A 26,579-nucleotide genomic window follows, 5' to 3' on the forward strand; every position below is an offset into this window, starting at 1 on the left:
CGTCTCCCGCGCGCTCAACCGCTAAAACCGAACCGTATCACTGCGCCTTGTGCTTCGCGTTCCAGTCACGCAGCGCCTGCAGCGTGTTCGCGACATGCTGGTCCGGCGACAGGCTCGTGTACTCGTAGATGACCTTGCCGTCGGGCGCGATCACGTAGGACACGCGATTGGCCATCGTGCTTTTCATCGGCATGGAGGCGTCGTAGGAACGGATGATCTTCGAGTCCGCGTCCGCCGCGACCGGGAACTTGCTGCGGCACTCGCTCACGGAGAACTTCTTCAACGTATCGATATTGTCATGCGACACGCCGATGACCGTCGCGCCCTCGGCCTTGTACTGATCGACCGCTTCGGCGAATTCGTGCGCCTCGATCGTGCAGCCCTTGGTGAATGCCGCCGGGTAGAAGTACAGCACGACCGGGCCCTTCCTGAGCGCGTCGGCGAGCGAGTAGTCGTAGACGTTGCCGCCGAGCGATGCCTGCGCGGTGAAGTCGGGCGCGGCATCGCCGGGTTTGAGCGTCGCGCCCGCCGTGAGCGAATGCATCGCCGCCGCGATCACCAGGGCGCCACCCGCCGTAAAGCTGAGAATCCTGCTCTTCATGCCCGCTCCTTTAGATGACCTCGTTCTACGCGTCGTCCGCGCCCTGATCCATGCGATGTCCTGCGAACCACGCCGCCGCGTCGAACTGCAATTTCGCGAGCACGGCGGGCGTGAGCACGTCGAGCGATGGCTGCGCGTGCCGGCTCGCGTCGATGGCGGAACCGTCGCCCCGCTCCGCCGCCCGCGCGATGCCGAGCAGCGCGCCGAGCGGCCCGTCGCCCGCCAGAATCGCGGTGCGGATTTCCGCCGCCAGATGCAGCTTATCGAGAATTTCCGCGGGCTGCATGTCGAGCACGACATGCACGAGCGAGAAGATGCCGGTCATGAACGCGGCATCGGAGAAGGCTTCGTCGGCGGGACGCAGCGTTTCGGCTGCGAGCTCCAGAAAGCGCGCACGCGTGCCGACGAGTTGCAGGAGCGGATCCGAGCGCCACGGCAGACCGCTGCCGTCCGCGTACAAAAGCAACTGCGTCCAGCGCATCAGCTGGCGCGTGCCGGTCGCCGCGATCGCCTCGCGCAGCGACGACACACGCCGCCCGCGCGTCTGCGCACTCGAATTGGCGAGGCGCATCAACTGCACGACGATGTCTGGATTGCGCTTCAACTCCGCTTCCAGTTCGCGCAGGCCCGGCTCGCCGGCGAGCACGGCCATGAGCCGCAGCAGCGAGCCGCGCGCGGGACTGGCGCGACGTGCCGAAAGCACCTGAGGCCGCGCGAAGAAATAGCCCTGGAAGAAGTCGAAGCCGAGCTTTCTCGCCTGCGTGAAATCGTCGGGCGTCTCGACCTTTTCCGCCACCAGCAGCTTGCCGCGCCGTTTCACCGCCGCCGCGAGTTCCGGCAGATGGTCATGATCCGCCGCCAAAAAATCGACCTTGACGATATCCACCGAGGGCAGCGCGGCGAGCAGCGCATCGTCGAGCCGCACGACGTCGTCGAGGGCGAAGCGAAAGCCCGCGTTGCGCAGTTGCGCGCAGCGCTTGAAGAGCGAGTCGTCGAAGGTGATGTTTTCCAGCAGCTCCAGCACGAAGCGCTCGGGCTGCATGATGTGGACGATGTCGTCGAACAGCAGCTCGCGGCTCATGTTCACGTAGCCCGGATGCGGCCCGAGCACGGCCGGCACGCCGATCTCGCCGATCGTGCGCGCGACGACATGCGCGGTCGCCTGCACGTCGTCGTGAACGCGCGCGCGATTGTCGGGGCTGTCGCGAAAGAGCAATTCGTAAGCGACGAGTACACCGTCGCTGTCTAGGATCGGCTGACGCCCGACATAGACGCTCTGTCCGCGCCGCGCGGGCGCCGTGCGCTTCAGGGACGAATCGGGCATGACGAAGACCGCTCAGGGACGCGCCGCGGCGCTGTGAAGCTCTGCATGAAGGCCGGCTCGGAGGTTCGGGCCATGACGCAGGCCGGCAGCATAGTGGATTCGATCATGGGGCGAACGAGTCGAACGGAATTCTGGTGGTCAACAGCGCGCCGAAGACCCGGCATCGATCGCAACTCGCGGGAAACCGTGCTCGCTGGAAACGCGCCACTGTACCCGAATTCGCCTGACGAGATAATATGAAACCTCATATCGACAATTCCTGGACAATCTTGATCCCCAAAGGGAATTGTTGCACCTGCGTGACCCGTTAAAGAAATCCCCTGCAAGGCCGATAACTCGCCTGATAGAGCGTGTCGCGCGCGTCGCGGCACGTCCCGGCCGGAACCCGCGAGACGCGGCGTTTCGCGCGCCGCCGTTCGCCCGACGCGGGCGAGCGCAGCCGCCAGAACCCTACGAGACCATGCAAGCGAACCGGATCAACGTCTCCCGCCGCACACCGTGGCGCATCGCGCTCGATGTGCTCGCGCGCGCATGGGGAAGCGCCGCGCGCGAGCGGCACGACAGCGCGCCCGACTCGCATCCCGAGGCGAGTCCGCCGTCGTTGCCCGGCGATGCCATCGACAACACGGCATCAGCCGCAACCGTCGCGCCCGCTTTGGCCGGCGCGAGCGAAGCCATGCTCGGCGCGGTCGATTTCCTCGCGCAGCTCGACGACGCGCTGCGCTTTCAGTATGTATCGGATGCGAGCATCGAGTTCATCGGCTATCACCGTGACTATCTGCTCATGCTGACGCTGCACGATCTCGTCGCGTCCGAAGAGGCCGACGAGCTGCACGCGCTCGTCGCCCGGGCGCGCGCGAGCGGCAAGCTCGAATCGGCGACGCTGACCGTCGTGAAGTCGCTCACCTATCCGATCTGCGTCGAGTTGCGGCTCGTATCGACGGCCGCGCGCGGCACGCCCGGCTTCGCGCTCGCCGCGTTCGACGTGACGCACTGGCAGGAACGCGAAGCGTCGCTCACGCACACGCTCAACCACGACGCGCTCACCGGCCTCGACAACCTCGTCGCGCTCAAGACGGCCATCAGCGCGGCGCAGGACGAAGCCGAGCTGATGCGCACGCACGCCGGGCTCGTGCTGCTCGACATCGACGATTATCAGCGCATCAACCGCGCGCTCGGCTACGACGCCGGCGACGAACTCCTGCGCGAGACCGCGCGCCGCATCCAGCACACGGCCGGGCACGGCGAACGCGTTGCCCGCGTGGCCGGCGACGAATTCGCCGTGCTCCTGCCGGCGGGCACCACGGCGGAACTCGCCGAAAGTCTCGGCCGACGCCTGCTCACCGCGATCGCGCAGCCGTATCGGCATCGCGGGCAGCACACGCATTTGTCGGCGAGCGTGGGCGTCGCGCTGTATCCGGATCAGAGCGGCAAGAGCGCGAAGAACGGCGCGCAGACGAGTCTCTTGCGTATGGCCGATAACGCGCTCGCGCAGGCGAAGGAATCGGGCGGCAACGCGCTCGTCTTCCACACGATCGACGACAACCCCGCCGACGCCGAGCGCCTGAAGCTCGAAGCGGATCTGTACGAAGCCGTGCGCAACGGCGAGTTCTCGCTCTACTTCCAGCCGATCACGAAGATTCGCACGGGCGCGGTGGTCGGCGTGGAGGCGCTGATGCGCTGGAATCATCCGGTGCACGGGCTCGTGCCGCCGTCGACGTTCATTCCGCTCGCGGAATCGATCGGCCTCATCAACTATCTGGGCAACTGGGTGCTGAAGGCCGCGTGCATGCAGATCACGCAGTGGGATGCAATCGGCATCCGGCTCGATTACGTGTCGGTGAACGTGTCGCCGCAGCAGTTCCGCGACAAGCGCTTCACCGCGGCGGTGAAGGAAGCGCTCGCGCTCACCGGCATCGACGCGCGCCGGCTCGTCTTCGAGATCACCGAGAGCCTCCTGATGCACGATCCGGAAGAAGCGACGCGTCTTCTGGAAGCGCTGACGTCGATCGGCATCCGCTTCGCCGTCGACGATTTCGGCACCGGCTATTCGAGCCTCGCCTATTTACAACGTTTTCCGCTCTCGAAGCTCAAGATCGACCGCAGCTTTGTCGAGAACCTGATTACGTCCCGCAACAACCGCGCGATCGTGAGCGCGGTCGTCGGGCTCGCGCAGTCGCTCGGGCTGGAACTGGTTGCCGAAGGGGTCGAAACGGAGGCGCAGCGCGACTTGCTCGCGGACCTCGGCTGCGATCACATTCAGGGCTGGCTCATCAGCCACGCGTTGCCGTCGGACGAGCTGGCGCGCTCGTTCCAGTCGAATTCGCTGGTGTTGCACGAGTCGTGACGAGCGGGCGATGTTCGCGTTCTGATCGAAGGACGCGCCGTAACTCCCTAATAACGTGTACATTTCGTTGTCAGGGCGGATTGAACTTGCAGGGCCGCCTCGGGTTAGCCGTCGCGTAACGAACAGGCTTTTAACTTTTAGCAATGGCACGCACCAAGGCCGAACTACTGGACAAGCTGTGGGCGCGCATGAGCGAGCGCGGGGACTTCCCCATGCTGTCTCAGGCGCTGCGCACCACTGTGTCCGCGATGAACGACAACGACCTCGACTTCACGTCGCTCGTGCATGTCGTGCTGTCGGACGTCGGCCTCACGCAGAAGGTGCTGCGCCTCGCCAATTCGGCGATGTACATCGCGTTCGGCGGCAACATCACCACCGTCACGCGCGCGCTGATGGTGCTCGGCATGGACGCTGTCGGCCATCTCGTCGTGGGACTGAAGCTCGTCGATCACTTCCATCAGAGCGCGCCGCGCCGTATCGACGCGAAGCTCGAACTGAACCGCACCCTGCTCTCGGGCGCGGTCGCGCGGCAACTCACCGAGCACAAGGATCTGCGCTCCGCCGAGGAAGCGGTTGTCTGCACGCTGATGCGGCAGATCGGCAAGCTGCTCGTCGCGTTCTATCTCGAACACGAGTGGGATCAGTTGCGGCGCAAGGCGGCATCGGAAAACATCCCGGACAGCGACGCGTGCGCCGCGCTTCTGGGCGTCACCTTCGACGAAATCGGTCTCGAAGCCGCGGACCGCTGGCGGCTGCCGGAAACCATCCGCGAAGGCATGCGCGCGACCGATCCGAACGCGCCCGTCGATGAAACCGTGCCGAAGCACGTGCGCTGGCTGCGCGCCATCTCCAACTATTCGACCGAAGTCGCCGACGCGCTCACCGCGCAGAACACCGCCGTGGAAGGCCGCGAATCGGTGCTGTTCGATATCGCCAGCCGCTACAGCGGACCGCTCAAGACCGACGCGGACACCCTCACCGCGATGAGCCTCGCGCTCGCGAACGAGGAAGCGAGCGACGGCGTGATCCGCGAAATCTCCGAGCTGCAGGCGAACGCCGATGCCATGGCGCGCGCGAAGGTATCGGCGGAGGCGCGCATCGGCGCGAGCGTGGAGGACTTGCGCTCGTTGCCGACGAAAAATGCGCTCGCGCCGGCGCTCGCGCTGGCATCGGAATCGATTCTCGGGAGTCTGCATCTGTCGCGCACCGTGGTGTTCGTGCGCCAGGCCAACAACGAGTTCCAGGCGCGTCTCGCGCTCGGTGGCGGCGTCGAGCCGATGCTGCCGCAACTGCACTTTTCCGCGGAGTTCCGGCCCGACGTATTCCATCTCGCGATCACGAATCCGGTCGGCATCTTCATCGAGAACGCACACGATGCGCGTATCGATGCGCGCCTGCCGCGCTGGTACAAGGACACGCTCGGCGAGGCGCAGGCTTTCGTGCTGCTGCCGGTGAAATCGAACGATTCGACCGTCGCGCTCATCTACGGCGACTGGACGTCCCCGCAGCACGTGCGCAAGATCTCGGCGCCCGAGATGAGCGCGCTGAACGAGCTCACGAAGGAGCTGAGCCGTTTTTTCCTTAGCGCGAACTGGAAGGAAGTCGAGCTGATCTGACCGGCTTCCCTCCTGCGCGCATCAGCCTTTCTGCCTCATTCCCGCTTCAGGATCGCCACGGCCTGATCGCCGTATCGCACGATATAGCCGCCGTGCGCGCGCTGCCATTCGAGCGCGTCCGCCTCGTTCGCAAACCAGTTCTTTTCGTAGTCGTTGAACGCGCCCGCATCGAGGCGATAACGGTCGATCTTCGCGCCGGGCTGCCCATCGATATCGAGCTTGCAGGCGTCCCAGCTCGTATAGCCGAGTTCGGCGGCGAGCATCGCAAGGAGATGCTTCAGTTGCAGATCGTCGCGGATCGCGTGCAGGTCGGCGAGACGTTCCGCGCGCGTGACGCTTGCCGCGAGCAGGCGTCGCAAGACGGGCATGGATGCGCTCGTGTCGCCGTCGCGCGCATGGCGAAGCAGACGCCGCGCGTGTTCGCGCAGTAAGTCGCTATTGGAAACGGAAGAAGAGATCGGACAGGATGTTGACCACATGACGTTGTTCCTTTGTTGCGCCGTTCTCGCTGCGGCTATAAAGGTTCGACGTTGCGGTTCGATCCAGAATTGATGTGTTGCGTGGCAAGTGCCCAAGACTTTCGCGAGACCGGGCGCCCTGCCGCGCCCGTCCGCGATTCTATATCGATGTCTTGCGTCAGGCCAACTGGAATTTGCCGACCAGCGACTTCAGCGCCCGCGCCTGATCGTCGAGCGATTGCGCCGCCGCGGCCGCTTCTTCGACGAGCGCGGCGTTCTGCTGCGTGTTCGCGTCCATCTTCGTGACCGCTTCGCCGATCGACTCGATGCCCGTCTTCTGCTCCGCCGATGCCGCCGAAATCTCGCCCATGATGTCGGTGACGCGGCGCACCGCCTTCACGACTTCCTCCATCGTGGCACCGGCTTCCTGCGCGTAGGTCGAGCCGTCCGACACGCGCGACACCGACGTACCGATCAGCCCTTTGATCTCCTTCGCCGCCGACGACGAGCGCTGCGCGAGACTGCGCACCTCGCCCGCGACGACCGCGAAGCCGCGCCCCTGCTCGCCCGCGCGCGCGGCTTCCACCGCCGCATTCAACGCGAGGATGTTGGTCTGAAACGCGATGCCCTCGATCACGCCGATGATGTCGCCGATGCTCTTCGCGCTCGCATCGATGCGCTGCATCGTCTCGACGACGCGGCCGACGACCGCGCCGCCCTTCTCCGCGATCGCCGATGCGTTCGCGGCGAGCGTGCTCGCCTGCTTCGCGTTGTCCGCGTTCTGACGAACCGTCGACGTGAGCTGCTCCATGCTGGCCGCGGTCTTTTCCAGCGCGACTGCCTGCTCTTCGGTACGGCGCGACAGGTCGACGTTGCCCGTGGAAATCTCGCTCGACGCCGATGCGATCGCCTCCGCGCTCGCGGCGATATCGCCGACGGTCGACGAAAGGCCCGCCTGCATTTCCGCGAGCGCGTGCAGCATCGAGGCATCGTCGCGGTGCTTGAGCCTGACCGGATACGCGAGATCGCCCGACGCGATGCGCCGCGCGATGTCCTTCGCATAACCGGGCTCGCCGCCGAGCTGTCCGGCGAGGCGCCGCACGACCCATTCGGAGACGACGATCGCGAGGACGAACAACGCGAGCGTCAGCCCGAGCACCATCACGAACGACGAGTGGAAGATGAACGCGGCGGAATCGATCGTCGCCTTGGCCGCTGCGCCGCGGCGCGCGACGAGATCGTCGACCATCTTTTCGAGCTTGCCCGTTTCGACCAGCAGCGACACGTCCTGCGTGCCGACTTGCCAGTTCATCTGCGAGAGATCGAGCGGCTGCTCTTTCACGAGCTTGACGAAGGTGCGCAGGTTCTCGCTCCACTTCGACAGCGCGGTGGAGAAGCTCTTTTGCTGCGCGAGCGCGTCCTTGTCGGCGTGATCGATATATTGCGCGAGCTGCCCCTGCTCACGGCCGATATCCGCGAGCGACTGCTCGATCTGCGCGCCGAGATCGTCGCGCTCTTTCGCCGTCGATGCGGTCAGCAGCATCTTCTGCGAACGGCTCGCGCGCAGCAGATAGCCGCGCGTTTCCTCGGCCGCGCGGCTTGCGACATAACCTTGCGTGTAGATGGATTCGGTCGCGCCGTTCAGACGGCTGATCTGCGTGAGCGAAATCGCGCCGATGGCGAGCGTCCCCGCGAGCACGAGCCCGAAAGCGAGCCTGAGCGATGCCTTGACGGACAGCGCGCGCTTGGTCGTGCGCTCGCGCGCGTGTTCTTCGGTCGCCGCGGCGTCGGTGCGCGCCACGAAGCCCGCGTCTTTTGCGGCGCGTAGCGAAAGCAGTTTCATCGATCGTTTCCCCGATTTGATCTGCGGACTGAGCCGTCGTGCGGCAAGCCCTGGCCTGGTCTGGTTTCCCCACCGGAGTACGGCAGGTTTGTCGGCTTTCTTGAGCCTTTTTATCGGAAAGCGAACATGCGTTCGCCCGCCGTGCTTGTTATAACCGGCCAAAAATGGTTGCGTAAGACGAAACAACGGGGATGGCAGCGCTTATCCTGTCCGATTCGCGACAAAGCTTGGCAGGACAACGTAACGGGGACATCCTAAACTTGTCAGAAATTCAGCCTGCGCATAAATGCCGCACTGAAATGGACCAAAAACCGGGACTTTTTCGCTTTCATCAGCCATTCACCATGCAAACGAGCATCGACAAGGGCGCTTTGTCGCCTTCCGGCGCATCGGCCGGCGCAACGGCCGCGGGTTCCGCGACCACGGGCACGCAACGCACCGTTTATTCCGTTCTGGGTGCGATCAGCTTCTCGCACCTTCTGAACGACATGATCCAGTCGCTGATTCTGGCGATCTATCCGATGTTCAAGGCCGAGTTCGCGCTCTCGTTCGGACAGATCGGCCTCATCACGCTGGTGTATCAGATCACGGCTTCGCTGCTGCAACCGCTCGTCGGCTTGTACACGGACAAGCACCCGAAGCCTTATTCGCTGCCGGTCGGCATGGGCTTTACGCTGTCGGGTCTCTTGCTGATGTCGATCGCGGGCAACTTCGGCACGCTGTTGATCGCGGCGGCGCTGGTCGGCTGCGGATCGTCGGTGTTTCATCCGGAGTCGTCGCGGGTTGCGCGCATGGCGTCGGGCGGCAGACATGGTCTCGCGCAGTCGCTGTTTCAGGTCGGCGGCAATGCGGGCTCGTCGCTCGGGCCGCTGCTCGCCGCGCTGATCGTCATTCCGCACGGGCAGAAGAGCATCGCGTGGTTCTCGGCGGCGGCGCTCGTCGCGATGTTCGTGCTCGCGAATATCGGCCGCTGGTACAAGCGTCATCCGGCGACGAAGAAGGGCCGCGCGCAGGTCGCGCATGCGACGCTGCCGCGCAACAAGGTCATCATGGCGATGAGCGTGCTCGTGCTGCTCGTGTTCTCCAAGTATTTCTATCTCGCAAGCATCACGAGTTACTTCACGTTCTATCTGATCAGCAAGTTCGGGCTGTCGGTGCAGGCCGCGCAGATCCACCTGTTCGTGTTCCTCGCGGCGGTGGCGGCGGGCACGATCATCGGCGGGCCGGTCGGCGACAAGGTGGGGCGCAAGGTAGTGATCTGGGTGTCGATTCTCGGCGTCGCGCCGTTCACGCTCTTGATGCCTTATGCGAATCTGTTCTGGACGGGCGTGTTGTCGGTGATCATCGGGCTCGTGCTGGCTTCGGCGTTCTCGGCGATTCTCGTCTATGCGCAGGAGCTGATTCCGGGCAAGGTCGGGATGGTCGCGGGCCTGTTCTTCGGCTTCGCGTTCGGGATGGGCGGCGTTGGCGCGGCGGTGCTCGGGCATCTCGCCGATGCCACCAGCATCGATTACGTGTACAAGGTTTGTGCGTTCCTGCCGTTGCTCGGCGTGCTGACGGTGTTGCTGCCGAAGACGCATGAGGCGCACGCGAAAGGCTGATCGCGATAAGTTGTGATGCGTCGCGGCGGGCGCGCCGGTCCTCAAGCGGACCGCGCGCCCGTCGTGTTTTCGGCACTCAGTTTCCCAGGGCTTCCCTCACCTGCATCAGCGCGCCCGGATCCTCGATCGTCGGCAGTTCGCCCGGATCGCGCCCTTCGGCCAGCGCGGCAATCGCTCTTCGCAGCAACTTCCCCGAGCGCGTCTTCGGCAGCATCGTCACGAAATGCACTCTGGCCGGACGCGCGATCGCGCCGAGCTGCGAATCCACCGCGTGACAAAGCTCCGCCTCCATGCCCTCGCGCGCGCCCGGCGCGTTGATGCGATCCGCATCGCGCAGCACGACGAACGCCGCGGCAGCCTGTCCCTTCACCGGGTCCGCGATACCGACGACCGCCACTTCGGCCACAGCCGGATGCGCCGACAACGCCTCCTCGATCTCGCGCGTCCCGAGCCGATGCCCCGCGACATTGATCACGTCATCGGTGCGCCCGAGAATCGACACGTAACCGTCTTCGTCCTGCACGCCCCAGTCGAAGGTCGAATAGACCATCTGGTTCGGCACGCTCTCCCAGTAGGTATCGATGAAACGCTTGTCGTCGCCCCAGACGGTCTGCATGCAGCCCGGCGGCAACGGATACGACAGCGTGACGACGCCCTTCTCGCCCGGCGCGCACTCCTCGCCTGTGGCTTCGTTGCGCAGCTTGAGGTTGAAGCCCATCGACGGCACGCCCGGCGAGCCGAGCTTGGTCGGCAATTCCTCGATGCCGCGCGGAATCGCGATCATCGGCCAGCCCGTTTCCGTCTGCCAGTAATTGTCGATGACGGGCTTCTTCAGCGCGCTCTGGATCCATTGCGCGGTCGGCTCGTCGAGCGGCTCGCCCGCGAGAAACAGCGCGCGCAGACTCGACAGATCGTATTTCTCCATCAACGCCGGGTCCTGCTTCTTGAGCACGCGGATCGCGGTCGGCGCGGTGAACATCAGGTTGATCTTGTACTGCTCGACGAGCCGCCACCAGATGCCGCCGTCGGGACGGATCGGCGTGCCTTCGTACATCACGGTCGTCAAGCCGGCGATCAGCGGCGCATAAATGATGTAGCTGTGCCCGACGACCCAGCCGACATCCGACGCGGTGAACATCGTGTCGCCCGGCGCGCCCTGAAAGATATGCTCCATCGACGCGGCGAGCGCCACCGCGTAACCGCCGACATCGCGCTGCACGCCCTTCGGCCTGCCCGTCGTGCCTGACGTGTAGAGCACGTAGGAAGGCTCGTTGGATTCGAGCCATTCGCAGGGCACGTGGGCATCGAAAAACTGTTCGCGCAGCGGCTCGTAGGAGACGAGATAACTCGCCTGCAAACGCTCGGGCGCGAGCTGCCGGTCGATCAGCAGCACCTGCGGCACCTTGTATTCGGCGCGCGACAGGGCTTCGTCGACGAGCGGCGTGTAGTCGATCACCTTGCCCGCGCGCGCGCCGGCATCGGCGGTGACGATGAGCGCGGGCTCGGCGTCATCGATGCGCGCCGCGAGATTCGGCGCCGCGAAGCCGCCGAACACGACCGAATGAACCGCGCCGATACGCGCGCACGCGAGCATCGCGAAGAGCGCTTCGGGGATCATCGGCAGATAGATGAGCACGCGGTCGCCCTTCTTCACATGCAGCGAACGCATGACGGCGGCCATGCGGTTCACTTCGGCATGCAGCTCGGCGTAGGTGTAGCGGCGCTCGATGCCCGTTTCCGTCGACACATAGACGAGCGCGTCCTGTTGCGCGCGCGACGCCAGATGCCGGTCCACCGCGTTGTGACAAAGATTGGTCTTGCCGCCGACGAACCAGCGCGCGAACGGCGGCTTGCTGCGGTCGAGCACCTGATCGAACGGAGTCTGCCAATGAATGCGTCGGGCCTGTTCGGCCCAGAACGCTTCGGGCTCGTCGATGGACCGTCGATACGCTTCCTGGTAAGTCGGCATGCGCGTCCTCTGCAAAACGGCGTTGGCTGGCCTCACAGAATAGAGCAGCCAACAAACCCGTGCTAGACAGGGCGCGCCCTGATCGATCGGATCGTTCAGATCGCCCGGCTTCGCGTAGCGGGAACGGGCGCGGCCTCGGACGCCGAATGCTTCAGCAGCACCGGCGCAAGCTCGCCCGCGACCCGGATGCTCGACACGACGACCGTGCGCACGCCGCAGCCTTCGGTGAGCGCGCGCAACGCTTCACGCGTGGTGGCGCGCGCCGCGATGCGCGGCTCGATCACGATCAGGCCACGGCAGTACGCGGCGAGGATCGCGCGATGCGTGCGCATCCATGCGGCGCGCAGGCGCGCGTCGTCGGCGGTTTCGTTTTCGTCGTGCTCGGCCACCAGCACGAAGGGCGTCGAGAGCGCCACGAGGCGCCGCATCTGCGTGCTCCACGCGAACGCGTAACCCGGTTTCACGGTGCGCGGACGCAGGCGCACGAGCGGAAAACGGCTCGCGTCGAAAAAGCGCGCGTCGAGCGCGAGCGAGGAAGGCGTCATGGATTTCGAAGTGGAATCGGCGGCGTTCACAGCGGTTTCGGGCTCCAGTAGTTCAGCGCGGCGACGAGCGACGACCAGCGCGAACGCCGCGGCACCACTCGTTTTTTCGGTTGCGTGACGCGCGGCGGACGTTGCGTCGCCTTCTTCGGCGCCTGAGCCGTCGCCTCGTTCCACGCGCGGCGCGTCGTTTCGAGCACCTTGGCGGCGTTCGCCGAGATCGCGCAACGCTCGCCGCGGTCATTCGTCATGCCGATGGCGGTGAAATCGTTGGTCATGTCGTCGGACCTCCCGTTTGCTCGATGACTGCCTCACGTCGTGCGAGTCATTGTATTGAGAATCATTCTCAACTACAAGCGGGAATTTCAGCGAGAGAACGCGGGCGCGGGCGGTGAATCAGGCTGCGTCGCGCAGAAACCGCGACAGGATGCCCGACGAGTAAGTCGCGGCGATCGAGGTGAGGAATTCGGCGAAGGATGCGGGCGCTGCGGCGTCGGCGGTATCGGAAATCGTGCGCACGACCGCGCACGGCACGTCGTGCTCGTAGCAGACTTGCGCGATGGGCGCGCCTTCCATTTCGACCGCGAGCGCGTCCGGCAATGCATCGCGCAACGCGAAGAGCGCCTCGTGGCTCGCGATGAAGCGATCGCCGCTCACGACCAGCCCGCGATGCACGCGCGGCGCGGCGACGGCGAAGCGTTCCGCCAGCGCGCCGCCTTCTGCGGCGATGAACGCGTCGGCGGCTGCGGCGAGCGCATCGGAAAGCGGGCGATCGGCGTCGAAACGCGCGCGGTCGAGCAGCGGCACTTCGTAGCGCGGAAAGAGCGGCGATGCATCGAGATCGTGCTGCATCAAGGCATCCGCGACGACGACATCGCCCACCTGCACATCCGCCCGAACGCCGCCCGCGACGCCCGTGAAGACGATGGCATCGGCGTCGAAGACGTGGATCAGCGCGCTGGCCGTCGCCGCCGCCGCCACCTTGCCGATGCGCGCGAGCGTGACCACGACGGCCCGGCCGTGCGCATCGCCGACATAGTATTCGCGCCGCCCGAGCGTGACCGTGCGAACCTCGCCCGCCGCCTGCATCTGCGCGATCAGGTCGCCCAGTTCCTGCGGCAGCGCCGCCATGATCCCGAGGCGCTTCATGTTCATTCGACGGCCTGAAGCTTCGCGACCGACAGCGCGAGCCACTTCTCGCCGTGGCGCTTGAAGCGCACCTGCGCGCGCGCATCGCCGCCGGAGCCTTCGAGCGCCGTCACGGTGCCTTCGCCGAACTTCGTGTGGAACACGGCCTGGCCGACCTTGAAGCCCGATTCGGCCGCGCGCTGCTGATTGGCGAACGCGGGCAGCGCGGCGCTCACCGCTTCATCGCGCGGATACGACGAACCGCCGCGCTCATGTCCGGGACGCGCGAACCAGTCGCGGCCCCAGCCGGCGTTGTCCGCGCGGCCGCCCCAGCGCGCGCCCGCCTCGACCTTCGGCGTGAGCCACTTGAGCGAGCCTTCCGGCAATTCATCGAAGAAACGCGAGCGGATGTTGTAGCGCGTCTGACCGTGCAGCATGCGGCTCTGCGCGAACGACAAATAGAGCCGTTCCTTCGCCCGCGTGATCGCCACGTACATGAGACGCCGCTCTTCCTCCAGCCCGTCCGATTCCTGCGCGCTGTTCTCGTGCGGGAACAGGCCCTCTTCCAGCCCGGTGATGAACACCGCCGTGAATTCGAGGCCCTTCGCCGCGTGCACGGTCATCAGTTGCACGGCGTCCTGGCCGGCCTGCGCCTGGTTGTCGCCGGCTTCGAGCGATGCGTGCGACAGGAAGCCGGCGAGCGGCGTCATCGTGTCGGGATTCTGCGCGGGATCGGCGATGTTGGGTGCGTCGAGCACTTCGATCTCACCGTCGTCGCTGACGATCTCCGGCACAGCTGTCGCACCGGGACGCAGCGGAATCGAGCGCGCGGGCGTATCGAGCCCGTAACCTTCCTCGCTGACGAATGCCGCCGCCGCGTTCACGAGTTCCTGCAAGTTCTCGAGACGGTCCTGACCTTCGCGCTCGCCTTCGTAGAACGCGGCGAGGCCGCTCGTGCGCACGACGTATTCGACCGTTTCCGGCAGGCTCATCTGCTGCGTCTCGGCGCGCATCTTCGCGATGAGCGTCGCGAACGCGCCGAGGCTCGAACCCGCCTTGCCGGTGACATACGGCACGGCGGCGGCCATCGAACAGTTATAGAGACGCGCGGCGTCGGCGACCTGCTCGATGGAACGCGCACCGATGCCGCGCGTCGGGAAATTGACGACGCGCGCGAACGCGGTGTCGTCGTTCGGGTTGTCGATCAGACGCAGATACGCGAGCGCGTGCTTCACTTCCTGGCGCTCGAAGAAGCGCAGGCCGCCGTACACGCGGTACGGAATGCCCGCGTTCACGAGCGTGTGCTCGATGGTCCGCGACTGCGCATTGCTCCGATAAAGCACCGCGACCTCGCCGCGCGACACGCCCGTATTGATGAGCGCCTTGATCTCCTCGACGATCCAGCCCGCTTCCTGCGAATCCGTCGCGGATTCGTAGACCCGCACCGGCTCGCCGTGGCCCGCGTCCGTGCGCAGATTCTTGCCGAGCCGCCGCGCGTTGTTCGCGATGAGGTAGTTCGCCGTGTCGAGAATATGGCCGTGCGAGCGGTAGTTCTGCTCCAGCTTGATGAGATTGCGCACGCGGAACTCGCGCTCGAAGTCGTGCATGTTGCCCACGTTCGCGCCGCGGAACGCGTAGATCGACTGGTCGTCGTCACCGACCGCGAAGATTGCGTTATGTTCGCCCGCGAGCAGTTTCAGCCATGCGTATTGCAGCTTGTTCGTGTCCTGAAACTCGTCCACAAGAATGTTGCGAAAGCGCGCCTGATAGTGCGCGCGCAGCGGCGGATTATGCGCGAGCAACTCGTAACAGCGCAGCAGCAGCTCCGGAAAATCGACGACGCCTTCGCGCTGGCATTGCTGATCGTAGGCTTCGTAGAGCTCGACGAACTTGCGATTGAACGCGTCGGTGGCATCGACGTCTTTCGGACGCAGGCCCTGCTCCTTCGCGTTGTTGATGAAGTACTGGAGGTTCTTCGCCGGATACTTTTCGTCGTCGACGTTCAGGCCCTTCATCAGACGCTTGATGGCGGAAAGCTGATCGGCCGTATCGAGGATCTGGAAGGTCTGCGGCAGGCCGGCGTCGCGGTAATGCGCGCGCAGCATGCGGTTGCACAGGCCGTGAAAGGTGCCGATCCACATGCCGCGCGTGTCGATCGGCAGGAGCGCGGAAAGGCGCGCCATCATTTCGCGCGCCGCCTTGTTCGTGAAGGTGACGGCCAAAACGGTCGGCGGCGACGCATAGCCCTGCCGGATCAGCCATGCGATGCGCGTGATGAGCACGCGCGTCTTGCCGCTGCCGGCGCCCGCGAGAATGAGCGCGGGCTCGTTCGGCAGCGTCACGGCGGCGAGTTGTTCGGGGTTCAGATTCGCGAGCAGGTCGGGCATGGGAAAGTGCAGCGGCAGGAGAGCGGGCCAGAAATAATTCTGGCGACGGGCCGGTCATTATAAGACCGCGCCGATGGAGTCGCCGGCCGGCCGGAGGTGCGCGCCCACGGGCCGAATTCGTCCGACGTCGCGCGCGCAACCTTATAATTGGGGATTCCCCCGCATTTTTTCACGCATTTTTCGGCAGATTCCACAATGAGCGACAGCACGCTTGCGAAGAGCTTCGAGCCTCAAAACATCGAGTCCCAATGGGGCCCGGAATGGGAAAAACGCGGGCTTTCCGCTCCCACGTTCAAAGAGGGCGCGAAGAATTTCTCCATCCAGTTGCCGCCCCCGAACGTCACCGGCACGCTGCACATGGGGCACGCGTTCAATCAGACCATCATGGACGGTCTCACGCGCTATCACCGCATGCTCGGCGAGAACACGCTGTGGGTGCCGGGCACGGACCACGCGGGCATCGCGACGCAGATCGTCGTGGAGCGCCAGCTCGATGCGCAAGGCGTCTCGCGCCATGACCTCGGCCGCGAGGAATTCCTGAAGCGTGTCTGGGCGTGGAAGCAGCAGTCCGGCTCGACGATCACGAATCAGGTGCGCCGCCTGGGCGCGTCGATCGACTGGTCGCGCGAATACTTCACGATGGACGACAAGATGTCGGCCGCCGTGCGCGACGTGTTCGTCACGTTGTACAAGCAAGGGCTCATCTACCGCGGCAAGCGTCTCGTGAACTGGGACCCGGTGCTCGGCACGGCCGTGTCGGATCTCGAAGTCGTGAGCGAGGAAGAGAACGGCAGCCTGTGGCACATCCAGTATCCGCTGCCGGACGGATCGGGCCATCTCACGGTTGCGACGACGCGCCCCGAAACCATGCTCGGCGACGTCGCCGTGATGGTGCATCCGGAAGACGAGCGGTATCGGCATCTGATCGGCAAGACGGTCGTGCTGCCGCTGTGCGACCGCGAAATCCCGGTCATCGCCGATGAATACGTCGATCGCGAATTCGGCACCGGCGTCGTGAAGGTCACGCCCGCGCACGATTTCAACGACTACGCCGTCGGCCAGCGCCACAAGCTGCCGCAGATCGAGATTCTCACGCTCGACGCGAAGATCAACGACAACGCGCCCGAGAAGTATCGCGGCATGGATCGCTTCGACGCGCGCAAGGAAGTCGTGAAGGATCTCGAAGCGCTCGGCCTGCTCGAATCCGTCAAGCCGCACAAGCTGATGGTGCCGCGCGGCGATCGCACGCAGGTCGTGATCGAGCCGATGCTCACGGACCAGTGGTTCGTCGCGATGACCAAGGCCGCGCCCGAAGGCACGTTCAATCCGGGCAAGTCGATCACGGAAACGTCGCTCGATGTCGTGCGCAGCGGCCAGATCAAGTTCGTGCCGGAGAACTGGACCACCACGTACTATCAATGGCTCGAAAACATCCAGGACTGGTGCATCTCGCGTCAGTTGTGGTGGGGCCATCAGATTCCCGCGTGGTACGGCGAGAACGGCGAGATCTTCGTCGCGAAGACCGAAGAAGAAGCGCGCGCCGATGCCGACGCGCAAGGCTACAACGGCTCGCTCAAGCGCGATGAAGACGTGCTCGACACATGGTTCTCGTCCGCGCTCGTGCCGTTCTCGTCGCTCGGCTGGCCGAACGAGACGAAGGAACTCGACGCATTCCTGCCCTCTTCCGTGCTCGTGACGGGCTTCGACATCATCTTTTTCTGGGTCGCCAGAATGGTGATGATGACCACGCACTTCACCGGAAAGGTGCCGTTCGACACCGTCTATGTGCATGGCCTGGTGCGCGACGCCGAAGGTCAGAAGATGTCGAAGAGCAAGGGCAACACGCTCGACCCGATCGACATCGTGGACGGCATCGATCTCGAAGCGCTCGTCGCGAAGCGCACGACAGGCCTCATGAACCCGAAGGCCGCCGCGCAGATCGAGAAAAAGACGCGCAAGGAGTTCCCCGAAGGCATTCCGTCGTTCGGCACGGACGCCCTGCGCTTCACGATGGCGTCGATGGCTACGCTCGGCCGCAACGTGAACTTCGACCTCGCGCGCTGCGAGGGCTATCGCAACTTCTGCAACAAGCTGTGGAACGCCACGCGCTTCGTGCTGATGAACTGCGAAGGTCACGATTGCGGTTTCGCGAATCCGGGCGCATGCAAGCCGGGCGATTGCGGTCCGGGCGGCTACACGGATTACTCGCAGGCCGATTTCTGGATCGTGTCGCTGCTCCAGCGCGTGGAAGCGGAAGTCGAGAAAGGCTTCGCGGACTATCGGTTCGACAACGTCGCGAGCGCGATCTACAAGTTCGTGTGGGACGAATACTGCGACTGGTATCTCGAACTCGCGAAGGTGCAGATCCAGACGGGCACGCCGGAACAGCAGACCGCGACGCGCCGCACGCTGTTGCGCGTGCTGGAAACGGTGCTGCGCCTCGCGCATCCGATCATTCCGTTCATCACCGAGGCGCTGTGGCAGAAGGTCGCCCCGCTGACGGACGCGTTCCCGTCGGGTGCGAAGGAAGGCGAAGTGTCGATCATGACGCAGCCCTACCCGCGCGCCGCGCAGAAAAAAATCGACGAATCCGCAGAACAGTGGGCCGCCGAACTGAAGACTGTCATCGATGCATGTCGTAATCTGCGTGGCGAAATGAATCTGTCGCCCGCGGTGAAGGTGCCGTTGCTCGCGCACGGCGACGCGGCGCGCCTCTCCGCGTTCGCGCCGTATATCGCCGCCCTCGCGCGTCTTTCCGAAGTGAAGATCATCGACGACGAAGCCGCTCTCGACAAGGAAGCCCACGGCGCGCCGGTCGCGATCGTCGGCACGAGCAAGCTCGTGCTGAAGGTCGAGATCGATGTCGCCGCGGAGCGCGAGCGTCTCACGAAGGAAGTGGACCGTCTGACTGCCGAGATCGCAAAATGTAACGCGAAACTCGGGAATGAAAGCTTTGTTGCAAAAGCGCCGGCGGCTGTCGTTGAACAGGAGCGCAAAAGGCTGGCAGAATACGGAACCACCATCGAGAAACTTCAGGCCCAATTATTGCGTCTGCCGGCTTGAATTGGGGGTTCGAATCATTATCGATCCGTTCCGGTTGTCTCGACGTTTCAATGAATTAAGAGGATCAGGGTCATCACATGCTAAAAGTTACCAAAGCGGTTTTCCCCGTCGCAGGTCTGGGCACGCGGTTCCTACCCGCGACCAAGGCAAGCCCGAAGGAAATGCTGCCAGTCGTGGACAAGCCGCTGATTCAGTACGCGGTCGAAGAAGCGATGGCCGCCGGCATCACCGAAATGATCTTCGTGACCGGCCGCAGCAAGCGCGCCATCGAAGATCACTTCGACAAGTCGTACGAGATCGAAGCGGAACTCGAAGCGCGCGGCAAGGACAAGCTGCTCGAACTCGTGCGCAGCATCAAGCCGAGCCACGTGGACTGCTTCTATGTGCGTCAGGCCGAAGCGCTCGGTCTCGGCCACGCGGTGCTGTGCGCGGAAAAGCTCGTCGGCGACAACCCGTTCGCCGTGATCCTCGCGGACGATTTGCTGTACGGCAAGCCGCCCGTGATGTCGCAGATGATCGAAGTATTCGATCACTATCACAGCTCGGTGATCGGCGTCGAAGAAATCCCGGCGCAGGATTCGAAGTCCTACGGCGTCATCGACGGCAAGGAGTGGGAAGACAACATCTTCAAGCTGTCGGGCATCGTCGAAAAGCCGGAACCGGCTGTGGCGCCGTCGAATCTGGGCGTGGTCGGCCGTTACGTGCTCAAGCCGCGCGTCTTCGATCACATCCGCGCGCTGAAGCCGGGCGCGGGCGGCGAACTGCAACTGACGGACGCGATTCAATCGCTTCTGTCGGACGAGCAGGTCCTCGCGTACAAGTACCACGGCACCCGTTTCGACTGCGGCAGCAAGCTGGGCTATCTCAAGGCCACGGTGGAATTCGCGCTGCGTCACCCAGAAGTGAAGGCGGACTTCGAGGAATATTTGCGCAATCGCGCGCCGATTCTCGAAGGCTGAAACCGCGCTGGCTAGCCGGTTCGCCTGAAAAAAATGCCCGTCACCTGCGTGACGGGCATTTTGTTTTTGGACGCGTGCTCGTCCGCTTCAACGACGGCGCATCAGAAAGATGAACGTCTTGTCCTGCGACGTCGATTCGACGATCTCGTTGCCGGTCTGCTTGGCGAACGCCGCGAAATCGCGCTGCGATCCCGGGTCGGTTGCGAGCACCTTCAGAATCTGACCGCTCGTCATGTCGGCGAGCGCCTTCTTTGCCCGCAGAATCGGCAACGGACAGTTGAGCCCGCGCGCGTCGACTTCCTTGTGAACTTCCATCGCGATTGAACCTTTCTTTGCCTGTGGGGTGAGCGCTCGGTGAAGGTTCGATTTTAGCGCAGAGGTCACAACTCCACCGCCCTCGCGCTTTCATAAGCCTCGCGCATCGCGATGCCGATGCGAGGACTGCCGCAACCGGTTGGGACTTTTCTAGTTCACGCGTCGCAGTGTTGAGCCTAGCTTCCTCAGTCTGAGAGCCGATATCTCGAGCAACAAACGGCTGCGAGATCGGCGTGAAAAAACGTATAAAATTTTATACAATGACCGATGAGAAAGAAATTCGCTGGGTAGGCTCTTGCTACAACGATATCCTCGCATTCCCCTTGTCTGCTCGACGCGAAGCGGGCTTCCAGCTTGGCCGCCTTCAAGTTGGACTGGATCCCGAGGACTGGAAACCGTTCGACGAGGTTGGCTCCGGGGTACGCGAGATTCGAATCCGCGACACGAACGGCATCTATCGCGTGATGTATGTGGCCAAGTTCGAGGAGGCCATCTACGTGTTGCATTGCTTCCAGAAGAAGACGCAAACGACGTCCCAGCGGGACAAGGAAATCGCAGCGATTCGCTATCGCGCGATCACGAACGAAAGGAAAACACGGATATGAGCAAAGTCGACACCCAAGTGCGGCACGTAACGAAGCCCGGCGCAAACATCTTCACCGAACTCGGCTTCGCGGCCGACGAAGCGCGCCGATACCATGACGAGTCGCAAGCACTCGTCGGCCAGACCCTGGCGCTCAAAGCGCAACTCATGGACGAGCTCGCCACGTGGATCGAAGCGCACCACCTCAAGCAAGCCGAAGCAGCCGAGATACTGCATGTGACGCGGCCTCGCGTCTCGGATGTCGTGAACAAGAAAACGGCCAAGTTCACCATCGATACGCTGGTGGAGATGCTGGCTCGGGTGGGCAAACCCGTCCGGCTGGTTGTCGGATAAAGGCCCGCATCGACAAGTGCGGGCCCTGGAATACTCACAACTCCACCGCCCTCCCGCTCTCATAAGCGTCGCGCATCGCGATCCCGATACGCGTCGCCTCCCTCGCATCCTCCAGCGTGAGGCCAGTCGGCGTCCCGTCCCTGAGCAGCGCCACGAACGCCTGCGCCTCGCGCAAAAACGCATCCTCGAAGCGCTCAAAGAACGTCGGCGTGCACGCGTTGCGCATACCGTGCGCATCCGCGATCTCGACGCGGTTCGCCCTCGGATTGCGTCCCACCGACAGCGCGCCCGCCGTGCCGATCACTTCCGTCTGCGTGTCGTGCCCATGCGCCATCGTGCGCGATGCGTACAACACCGCGAGCCGCCCGTCCTCGAACTCGATCGTGCCCACGCCGTTGTCGATATCGCCGCACTCGCGCAAGCCATCGTGAATCGCGATGGTGCCGCTCGCATACACCCGTTTGGCGCGCGGATTGCCGAGCAGCCAGCGCGCAAGATCGATGTCATGCACGCTGCAATCGAGAAAAAGCCCGCCCGATGTCGGCGCGAACCGCACGAAGAAGCCATCCGGATCGTTCTTGTCGCAGGTCTGCGAGCGCACCATGAAGGGCCGGCCGATCGCGCCTTTCGTGACGCCATCGAACGCATCGCGATAACTCGCATCAAAACGTCGCACGAAGCCGATCATCACCTGCAGATGCGGATGACGCGCATGTTCTTCGAGCACGGCATCGCATTCGGCGAGATCGAGCGACAGCGGTTTCTCGCAGAACACGTGCTTGCCCGCGCGCAATGCGGCGATGATCTGCCGCGCATGCAGCGACGTGGGCGTGACGAGCCACACGGCGTCGATGGAAGCGTCCGCGAGCAGTTCGTCGTAATCGGCATAAAGCGAAAGCTCGGGCAGCGACTGCTCGGCCCATGCACGCTCTTCCTTCACCGGACTGCACGCCGCGACGAGTTGCGCGCCCGGCACGTGCCACGCGAGATTTTCCGCATGCCGGCGCCCGAGCCGCCCCAATCCGACGATACCGAAGCGCAGCGATTTCATGCGACCTTCTCCCCGAGCGTGACGATGCGCTTCTCGCGCCACGACAGCGTCGCGGCTTCGGCGAGTTCCAGCGCCTTCAGACCGTCCGCGACCGTGGTACGCACCGGCTTGCCGTTCTCGACCGCATCGAAGAAATGCGCGATTTCCGCCGCGTACGCCGCGCGATAACGTTCGAGGAAGAACGCCTCGGGCTTGTCGCTCGACACGGCCGTCGCCGTGTAGGCGGTGACTTCGGTCGGCCGCACGTTGCCCGCCTGAAGCATGCCGGCGCTGCCGAGCAGTTCGAAGCGCTGATCGTAGCCATACGCCGCGCGCCGCGCCGTGTTGATCTGGCACAGACGGCCACGCTTCGTGCGGATCGTCACCGCGGTCGAATCGATATCGCCCGCATCGGCGATGGCCGGATCGCTCAGGCAACTGCCCGTCGCGTGCAGCGTGTCGGCTTCATCGTCGAGAATCCAGCGGAAGATATCGAAATCGTGGATCAGCATGTCCTTGAAGATGCCGCCCGAATGCTTGATGTACTCGACCGGCGGCGCGCCCGGATCGCGGCTCGTGACGATCAGCATCTCCGGATCGCCGATCTCGCCCGCATCGATGCGCGCCTTCAATGCCGAGAACGTCGGATCGAAGCGACGCTGAAAGCCGATCATGCAGACGACGCCCGCTTTCGCGACCGCATCGGCGCACGCACGCGCGCGCTCGATCGTGAGATCGACGGGCTTCTCGCAGAACACATGCTTCTTCTGCGCCGCCGACGCGAGAATGAGATCCGCATGCGTATCCGTGCTCGAACACACGACGGTCGCGCCGACGGAAGCGTCGCCCATTGCGCCATCGACATCGGCGACCTGTGCTCCATGCAAAGCAGCCAGCGCGGACGCCGCATCACGATTCACATCGACGACGTATTTCAAACGCACGCCCGGCTGCCGGGCGAGATTGGCCGCGTGAATCTTGCCGATGCGCCCTGCCCCAAACACCGCCACATCAATCGTCATAGCCACCTGTCTCCTTGGATTCCTCGACGTTCAACTCCAGCCGGTACGCGAGCGCGATGAACAACGCCTGGCACAGGCAAATGGTGCTCGTGAGCGAACGGAACGCGAACGCGCTGCCCTCCTTCACGAGCAGACTCGCGCTCGCGTGACGCGCGAGCGGCGAAAGCTGGCTATCGGTGATGACGAGGGTTGCCGCGCCATGATGCTGCGCGGCGCGCACGCAATATTGCGTCTCCTTGCCGTAGGGCGCGAAGCTGATCGCGACCACCACGTCCCCCTTCTTCACGCTGCGGACCTGCTCGCGGAACATGCCGCCGAAGCCCGAAATCAGATGCACGCGCTTCTTCGTGTGCTGCAATGCATAGACGATGTAGCTCGCCACCGCGAAAGACCGGCGCACGCCGATCACATAGATGTTCTCCGCCTGCGAGAGCATGTCCACGGCGGCTTCGAACTGCGCGTCGTCGAGGCCGGCTTCGAGTTCGTCGAGACCCGTGCGGCTCGCCGCGATGAACTCGCGCGCCACCGACAGCCCCGACGCCTCGCCCGCCTTCTCGTCGATGAGCTTGCGAATGCGCTGCTGATAGCTCTGCTGCGAGCCGCCCGCGCCCGTATATGCCTGCCTGAACACGGCCTGCAGGTCGGAGAAGCCGGAGAAGCCGAAGCGCTGCGCGAAACGCACGACCGCCGACGCATGCACGCCGCACGCACTCGCGATATCGCTCGTGCGATCCATCATCACACTCTGGCGATGCTGCTCGATGTAGGTCGCGACACTCTTCAACTGGCGCGGCAGCGAGTCGTACGCGTCGGTGATCCGCTGCATGAGTTCGTCGACGCTTTGTACGTCGGTGCTGGCGTCATCCATCACAGGCTCTTTCGATGTTCGTCGTAGAACCGATTATAGGAAGGCGGCAAGCAAATTGGAATGTATTTTCCATTTGCCGCATCAATGAAATTTCTGTTGCAGGTCGCCGAAAACTGACCTACTCTTGGTCCTGAGCATGGCACATCAAACGGTCGGCTCGCGAAAACATCACACCAAACAACAACCGAGATAGGTGGAGACAATGACCATTTGCAACGGTCGGGCCGCGCTGCGCGCGCTGGCGGCTGCTGCTGCGTTGTGCAGCGCAACGTTGATGGCGGCGAGTCCCGCTCAGGCGGCGCCAGACGCGAAGTTCGTGCTGATCAGCCACGCGCCGGATTCCGATTCCTGGTGGAACACCATCAAGAACGCGATCAAGCAGGCTGACGAAGACTTCAACGTGCAGACGGACTACCGCAATCCGCCGAACGGCGATATCGCGGACATGTCGCGTCTGATCGAGCAGGCCGCCGCGCGCAACTACGACGGCGTCATCACCACCATCGCCGACTTCGACGTGCTGAAGAGTTCGATCAACAAGGTCACCGCGAAGAAGATTCCGCTCGTGACGATCAACTCCGGCACGGAAGAACAGAGCGCGCAACTGGGCGCGATCATGCACGTGGGCCAGCCGGAATATGTGGCCGGCAAGGCGGCGGGCGAAAAGGCGAAGGCCGCGGGCGTGAAGTCGTTCCTGTGCGTGAACCACATCGCGACGAACACCGTTTCGTTCGATCGCTGCAAGGGCTTCGCGGACGCGCTCGGCATCGACTACAAGGCCTCGACGATCGATTCGGGACAAGACCCGACCGAGATTCAGTCGAAGGTATCGGCGTATCTGCGCAACCATCCGGACACGGGCGCGATCCTCACGCTCGGACCGACGCCCGCATCCGCGACGCTCAAGGCCGTCACGCAAATGGGCCTGCAAAACAAGATCTATTTCGTGACCTTCGACTTCTCCGACGACATCGCGAAGGGGATCAAGGACGGCACGATCAAGTTCGCGATCGATCAGCAGCCGTATCTGCAAGGCTATATCCCGGTGGCGGTGCTCGCGATCGTGCATAAGGAACACACCACCGATCCGGCGAAGATCCGTCAGATTCTCGAAGCGAATCCGAAGTTCAAGGCGCGCCTCGAAACCTACGGACTGCAACCGTCGTACGGCCCCAAGAACATTCGTTCGGGACCGGGCTTCATCACCAAAGAAAATCTCGACAAGGTCGTGAAGTACGCCGGTCAATATCGTTGATCGCAAGCTGACCTTCTTTGGGCGGCTTCCTTAGCGCCGCCCGCTTTCATCGATGTCCCATGCTTCTGTCGCGTTCCCTTGCGGGACGCGGCGGGGGCACGCACATCCGTACTGCATCGTATCGAGTCTCAAGGAGCCATCATGGGCGTAGCCGGCAAGCATTACCCTCCTCACGTGAACGCTCAGCAGGACGACGCTGAAACACCCGACAAGGCCAAGCCATCGGATGAGCGCGTACGCCAGCAATCGTGGTTCGGTCACTTGCTGAATCGCCCGGAATTCGCGGCGATTTCGGGCACCGTGCTCGTGTTCATCGTGTTCGGGTTCGGCGCGGGTTCGTCCGGCATGTTCAACCTCGACGGCGTGATGAACTGGTCGCAGGTCGCCGCCTATCTCGGCCTGCTCGCGGTCGGCGCGTGCCTTCTGATGATCGCGGGCGAGTTCGACCTGTCCATCGGTTCGATGATCGGCTTCGCCGGCATGATGGTCGCGTTGCCCTCGGTCTACTTCCACTGGCCGCTATCGCTTTCCATTCTCTTCGCGTTCCTGATGTCGATGCTGCTCGGCGCATTGAACGGCTATCTCGTGATGAAGACGCGCCTGCCCTCGTTCATCGTCACGCTCGCGTTCCTGTTCATCCTGCGCGGCCTGACGCTCGCGCTGTCGATCATGTTCGCGGATCGCACCATCATCTCCGGCGTGGGCGATCTCGCGCAGGCCGATCCGATCGCCAATACGCTGTTTCACGGCGTCGCGTTGCACGGCGTGTTCACCTGGCTCGCGCACATGGGCATCGGCAAGCTGCTCGATAGCGGCGAGCCGCTCGTGCCGGGCATTCCGAAGGTCATCATCTGGTGGCTCGTGCTCGCGGCGATCGGCGCGTTCGTGCTCGCCAAGACCCGCTACGGCAACTGGATTCTCGCGGTCGGCGGCGATGCGAACGCCGCGAAGAATGTCGGCGTGCCGGTGAAGCGCGTGAAGATTTCGCTGTTCGTGCTGACCGCATTCTGCTCGTGCCTGTTCGCTGTGCTGCAAGTGTGCGATATCGGTTCGGCGGCAGCGGATCGCGGCCTGCAAAAGGAATTCGAGGCGATCATCGCGGCGGTCATCGGCGGCACGTTGCTGACGGGCGGTTACGGCTCGGTGGTCGGCGCATGTTTCGGCGCGCTGATCTTCGGTGTCGTGCAGATCGGCATCACCTATACGAACGTGAGCTCGGACTGGTTCCGCGTGTTCCTCGGCGTGATGCTGCTGATCGCCGTGCTCTTCAATCACTACGTGCGCCGCCGCGTCTCGCAGGCTCAATAAGAGGAG

At 63.9% G+C, this 26,579-nt stretch carries 22 protein-coding genes; 9 read left to right on the plus strand and 13 right to left on the minus strand.

Going from position 1 to position 26,579, the window contains the following annotated elements:
* Positions 1 to 37 precede the first annotated feature (37 nt).
* Entirely contained in the window at positions 38 to 601 is a 564-nt protein-coding gene (locus tag PQR08_RS19820; protein ID WP_035509179.1) for a peroxiredoxin, read from the minus strand.
* A gap of 25 nt (positions 602 to 626) precedes the next feature.
* A complete protein-coding gene (locus PQR08_RS19825) occupies positions 627 to 1,925 on the minus strand; it encodes an EAL and HDOD domain-containing protein (RefSeq protein WP_250483820.1) in 1,299 nt (432 codons plus the stop codon).
* Between the two features lie 460 nt (positions 1,926 to 2,385).
* On the opposite strand from PQR08_RS19825, the gene PQR08_RS19830 reads away from it, so the two are divergent.
* Together PQR08_RS19830 and PQR08_RS19835 are read left to right on the plus strand one after the other, a co-directional pair.
* Positions 2,386 to 4,272, plus strand: coding sequence for a putative bifunctional diguanylate cyclase/phosphodiesterase (locus tag PQR08_RS19830; protein ID WP_284508958.1), 1,887 nt, complete (start codon positions 2,386 to 2,388; stop codon positions 4,270 to 4,272).
* 143 nt (positions 4,273 to 4,415) lie between these two features.
* Positions 4,416 to 5,888: an HDOD domain-containing protein gene (locus tag PQR08_RS19835; RefSeq protein WP_187605644.1), complete on the plus strand. Its 1,473-nt coding sequence runs from the start codon at positions 4,416 to 4,418 to the stop codon at positions 5,886 to 5,888.
* 35 nt (positions 5,889 to 5,923) lie between these two features.
* Here PQR08_RS19835 and PQR08_RS19840 read toward each other — a convergent pair whose 3' ends face one another.
* Positions 5,924 to 6,256 carry an RNase H1/viroplasmin domain-containing protein gene (locus tag PQR08_RS19840; protein WP_250483821.1) on the minus strand — a complete coding sequence of 111 codons (333 nt, stop codon included), beginning with the start codon at positions 6,254 to 6,256 and terminating at the stop codon, positions 5,924 to 5,926.
* Between the two features lie 268 nt (positions 6,257 to 6,524).
* A complete protein-coding gene (locus PQR08_RS19845) occupies positions 6,525 to 8,189 on the minus strand; it encodes a methyl-accepting chemotaxis protein (protein WP_250483822.1) in 1,665 nt (554 codons plus the stop codon).
* A gap of 344 nt (positions 8,190 to 8,533) precedes the next feature.
* Here PQR08_RS19845 and PQR08_RS19850 point away from each other — a divergent pair, with 344 nt between their 5' ends.
* Positions 8,534 to 9,790 (plus strand): MFS transporter, encoded by a 1,257-nt coding sequence (locus tag PQR08_RS19850; protein ID WP_250483823.1) that lies wholly within the window; start codon positions 8,534 to 8,536, stop codon positions 9,788 to 9,790.
* A gap of 76 nt (positions 9,791 to 9,866) precedes the next feature.
* Here the strand turns inward: PQR08_RS19850 and PQR08_RS19855 are convergent, their stop codons facing one another.
* From PQR08_RS19855 to PQR08_RS19875, 5 genes are all read right to left on the minus strand, one after another.
* On the minus strand, positions 9,867 to 11,759 hold the full coding sequence (locus PQR08_RS19855; protein WP_250483824.1) for a propionate--CoA ligase: 1,893 nt from the start codon (positions 11,757 to 11,759) through the stop codon (positions 9,867 to 9,869).
* Positions 11,760 to 11,854: 95 nt separating this feature from the next.
* Complete coding sequence (locus PQR08_RS19860; protein WP_250483825.1) at positions 11,855 to 12,304, minus strand: hypothetical protein; 450 nt, start codon at positions 12,302 to 12,304, stop codon at positions 11,855 to 11,857.
* A 26-nt stretch (positions 12,305 to 12,330) separates the two neighbouring features.
* Complete coding sequence (locus PQR08_RS19865) at positions 12,331 to 12,579, minus strand: hypothetical protein (protein WP_250483826.1); 249 nt, start codon at positions 12,577 to 12,579, stop codon at positions 12,331 to 12,333.
* Positions 12,580 to 12,697: 118 nt separating this feature from the next.
* On the minus strand, positions 12,698 to 13,450 hold the full coding sequence (locus tag PQR08_RS19870) for a 5'-methylthioadenosine/adenosylhomocysteine nucleosidase (RefSeq protein WP_250483842.1): 753 nt from the start codon (positions 13,448 to 13,450) through the stop codon (positions 12,698 to 12,700).
* Positions 13,451 to 13,452: 2 nt separating this feature from the next.
* Positions 13,453 to 15,816 carry a UvrD-helicase domain-containing protein gene (locus tag PQR08_RS19875; protein WP_250483827.1) on the minus strand — a complete coding sequence of 788 codons (2,364 nt, stop codon included), beginning with the start codon at positions 15,814 to 15,816 and terminating at the stop codon, positions 13,453 to 13,455.
* A 195-nt stretch (positions 15,817 to 16,011) separates the two neighbouring features.
* On the opposite strand from PQR08_RS19875, the gene PQR08_RS19880 reads away from it, so the two are divergent.
* Entirely contained in the window at positions 16,012 to 18,879 is a 2,868-nt protein-coding gene (locus tag PQR08_RS19880; RefSeq protein ID WP_250483828.1) for a valine--tRNA ligase, read from the plus strand.
* 77 nt (positions 18,880 to 18,956) lie between these two features.
* A complete protein-coding gene (gene galU / locus PQR08_RS19885; protein WP_035509203.1) occupies positions 18,957 to 19,838 on the plus strand; it encodes a UTP--glucose-1-phosphate uridylyltransferase GalU in 882 nt (293 codons plus the stop codon).
* A gap of 87 nt (positions 19,839 to 19,925) precedes the next feature.
* Here galU and PQR08_RS19890 read toward each other — a convergent pair whose 3' ends face one another.
* Positions 19,926 to 20,153, minus strand: a complete 228-nt coding sequence (locus PQR08_RS19890; protein WP_035509205.1) for a sulfurtransferase TusA family protein — start codon at positions 20,151 to 20,153, stop codon at positions 19,926 to 19,928.
* Positions 20,154 to 20,413: 260 nt separating this feature from the next.
* Between PQR08_RS19890 and PQR08_RS19895 the strand changes: the two genes are divergently transcribed.
* Together PQR08_RS19895 and PQR08_RS19900 are read left to right on the plus strand one after the other, a co-directional pair.
* The gene (locus tag PQR08_RS19895) at positions 20,414 to 20,758 is read left to right on the plus strand and encodes a type II toxin-antitoxin system RelE/ParE family toxin (protein ID WP_250483843.1); all 345 of its coding nucleotides are present in this window, start codon (positions 20,414 to 20,416) and stop codon (positions 20,756 to 20,758) included.
* Positions 20,755 to 21,090, plus strand: a complete 336-nt coding sequence (locus tag PQR08_RS19900; RefSeq protein ID WP_035509212.1) for a helix-turn-helix domain-containing protein — start codon at positions 20,755 to 20,757, stop codon at positions 21,088 to 21,090. The genes PQR08_RS19895 and PQR08_RS19900 overlap by 4 nt, the downstream gene beginning before the upstream one ends.
* A gap of 34 nt (positions 21,091 to 21,124) precedes the next feature.
* On the opposite strand, the gene PQR08_RS19905 is transcribed toward PQR08_RS19900, so the two are convergent.
* Genes PQR08_RS19905 through PQR08_RS19915 form a run of 3 tightly spaced genes read right to left on the minus strand, consistent with a single transcriptional unit; the run spans position 21,125 to position 24,010 of the window.
* Positions 21,125 to 22,141 (minus strand): Gfo/Idh/MocA family oxidoreductase, encoded by a 1,017-nt coding sequence (locus tag PQR08_RS19905; RefSeq protein WP_250483829.1) that lies wholly within the window; start codon positions 22,139 to 22,141, stop codon positions 21,125 to 21,127.
* Positions 22,138 to 23,142, minus strand: a complete 1,005-nt coding sequence (gene iolG / locus PQR08_RS19910) for an inositol 2-dehydrogenase (RefSeq protein WP_250483830.1) — start codon at positions 23,140 to 23,142, stop codon at positions 22,138 to 22,140. Before iolG ends, PQR08_RS19905 begins: the two co-directional genes overlap by 4 nt.
* Positions 23,132 to 24,010, minus strand: a complete 879-nt coding sequence (locus PQR08_RS19915) for a MurR/RpiR family transcriptional regulator (RefSeq protein ID WP_035509218.1) — start codon at positions 24,008 to 24,010, stop codon at positions 23,132 to 23,134. The genes iolG and PQR08_RS19915 overlap by 11 nt, the downstream gene beginning before the upstream one ends.
* Positions 24,011 to 24,212: 202 nt before the next feature.
* On the opposite strand from PQR08_RS19915, the gene PQR08_RS19920 reads away from it, so the two are divergent.
* Both PQR08_RS19920 and PQR08_RS19925 read left to right on the plus strand, forming a co-directional pair.
* The gene (locus PQR08_RS19920; protein ID WP_187605654.1) at positions 24,213 to 25,265 is read left to right on the plus strand and encodes a sugar ABC transporter substrate-binding protein; all 1,053 of its coding nucleotides are present in this window, start codon (positions 24,213 to 24,215) and stop codon (positions 25,263 to 25,265) included.
* Positions 25,266 to 25,406: 141 nt separating this feature from the next.
* Positions 25,407 to 26,573 (plus strand): ABC transporter permease, encoded by a 1,167-nt coding sequence (locus PQR08_RS19925; protein ID WP_187605655.1) that lies wholly within the window; start codon positions 25,407 to 25,409, stop codon positions 26,571 to 26,573.
* Positions 26,574 to 26,579: the final 6 nt, after the last annotated feature.

Source organism: Caballeronia jiangsuensis, from assembly GCF_046030135.1.
In the GTDB taxonomy this organism is placed as follows: Bacteria; Pseudomonadota; Gammaproteobacteria; order Burkholderiales; family Burkholderiaceae; genus Caballeronia; species Caballeronia jiangsuensis.

What these genes read in the sequence shown, in the direction of transcription:
- PQR08_RS19820 (WP_035509179.1), bottom strand. Translation starts at nt 601, where the DNA reads ATGAAGAGCAGGATTCTCAGCTTTACGGCGGGTGGCGCCCTGGTGATC.
- PQR08_RS19825 (WP_250483820.1), bottom strand. Translation starts at nt 1,925, where the DNA reads ATGCCCGATTCGTCCCTGAAGCGCACGGCGCCCGCGCGGCGCGGACAG.
- PQR08_RS19830 (WP_284508958.1), top strand. Translation starts at nt 2,386, where the DNA reads ATGCAAGCGAACCGGATCAACGTCTCCCGCCGCACACCGTGGCGCATC.
- PQR08_RS19835 (WP_187605644.1), top strand. Translation starts at nt 4,416, where the DNA reads ATGGCACGCACCAAGGCCGAACTACTGGACAAGCTGTGGGCGCGCATG.
- PQR08_RS19840 (WP_250483821.1), bottom strand. Translation starts at nt 6,256, where the DNA reads ATGCCCGTCTTGCGACGCCTGCTCGCGGCAAGCGTCACGCGCGCGGAA.
- PQR08_RS19845 (WP_250483822.1), bottom strand. Translation starts at nt 8,189, where the DNA reads ATGAAACTGCTTTCGCTACGCGCCGCAAAAGACGCGGGCTTCGTGGCG.
- PQR08_RS19850 (WP_250483823.1), top strand. Translation starts at nt 8,534, where the DNA reads ATGCAAACGAGCATCGACAAGGGCGCTTTGTCGCCTTCCGGCGCATCG.
- PQR08_RS19855 (WP_250483824.1), bottom strand. Translation starts at nt 11,759, where the DNA reads ATGCCGACTTACCAGGAAGCGTATCGACGGTCCATCGACGAGCCCGAA.
- PQR08_RS19860 (WP_250483825.1), bottom strand. Translation starts at nt 12,304, where the DNA reads ATGACGCCTTCCTCGCTCGCGCTCGACGCGCGCTTTTTCGACGCGAGC.
- PQR08_RS19865 (WP_250483826.1), bottom strand. Translation starts at nt 12,579, where the DNA reads ATGACCAACGATTTCACCGCCATCGGCATGACGAATGACCGCGGCGAG.
- PQR08_RS19870 (WP_250483842.1), bottom strand. Translation starts at nt 13,450, where the DNA reads ATGAAGCGCCTCGGGATCATGGCGGCGCTGCCGCAGGAACTGGGCGAC.
- PQR08_RS19875 (WP_250483827.1), bottom strand. Translation starts at nt 15,816, where the DNA reads ATGCCCGACCTGCTCGCGAATCTGAACCCCGAACAACTCGCCGCCGTG.
- PQR08_RS19880 (WP_250483828.1), top strand. Translation starts at nt 16,012, where the DNA reads ATGAGCGACAGCACGCTTGCGAAGAGCTTCGAGCCTCAAAACATCGAG.
- galU (WP_035509203.1), top strand. Translation starts at nt 18,957, where the DNA reads ATGCTAAAAGTTACCAAAGCGGTTTTCCCCGTCGCAGGTCTGGGCACG.
- PQR08_RS19890 (WP_035509205.1), bottom strand. Translation starts at nt 20,153, where the DNA reads ATGGAAGTTCACAAGGAAGTCGACGCGCGCGGGCTCAACTGTCCGTTG.
- PQR08_RS19895 (WP_250483843.1), top strand. Translation starts at nt 20,414, where the DNA reads ATGACCGATGAGAAAGAAATTCGCTGGGTAGGCTCTTGCTACAACGAT.
- PQR08_RS19900 (WP_035509212.1), top strand. Translation starts at nt 20,755, where the DNA reads ATGAGCAAAGTCGACACCCAAGTGCGGCACGTAACGAAGCCCGGCGCA.
- PQR08_RS19905 (WP_250483829.1), bottom strand. Translation starts at nt 22,141, where the DNA reads ATGAAATCGCTGCGCTTCGGTATCGTCGGATTGGGGCGGCTCGGGCGC.
- iolG (WP_250483830.1), bottom strand. Translation starts at nt 23,142, where the DNA reads ATGACGATTGATGTGGCGGTGTTTGGGGCAGGGCGCATCGGCAAGATT.
- PQR08_RS19915 (WP_035509218.1), bottom strand. Translation starts at nt 24,010, where the DNA reads ATGGATGACGCCAGCACCGACGTACAAAGCGTCGACGAACTCATGCAG.
- PQR08_RS19920 (WP_187605654.1), top strand. Translation starts at nt 24,213, where the DNA reads ATGACCATTTGCAACGGTCGGGCCGCGCTGCGCGCGCTGGCGGCTGCT.
- PQR08_RS19925 (WP_187605655.1), top strand. Translation starts at nt 25,407, where the DNA reads ATGGGCGTAGCCGGCAAGCATTACCCTCCTCACGTGAACGCTCAGCAG.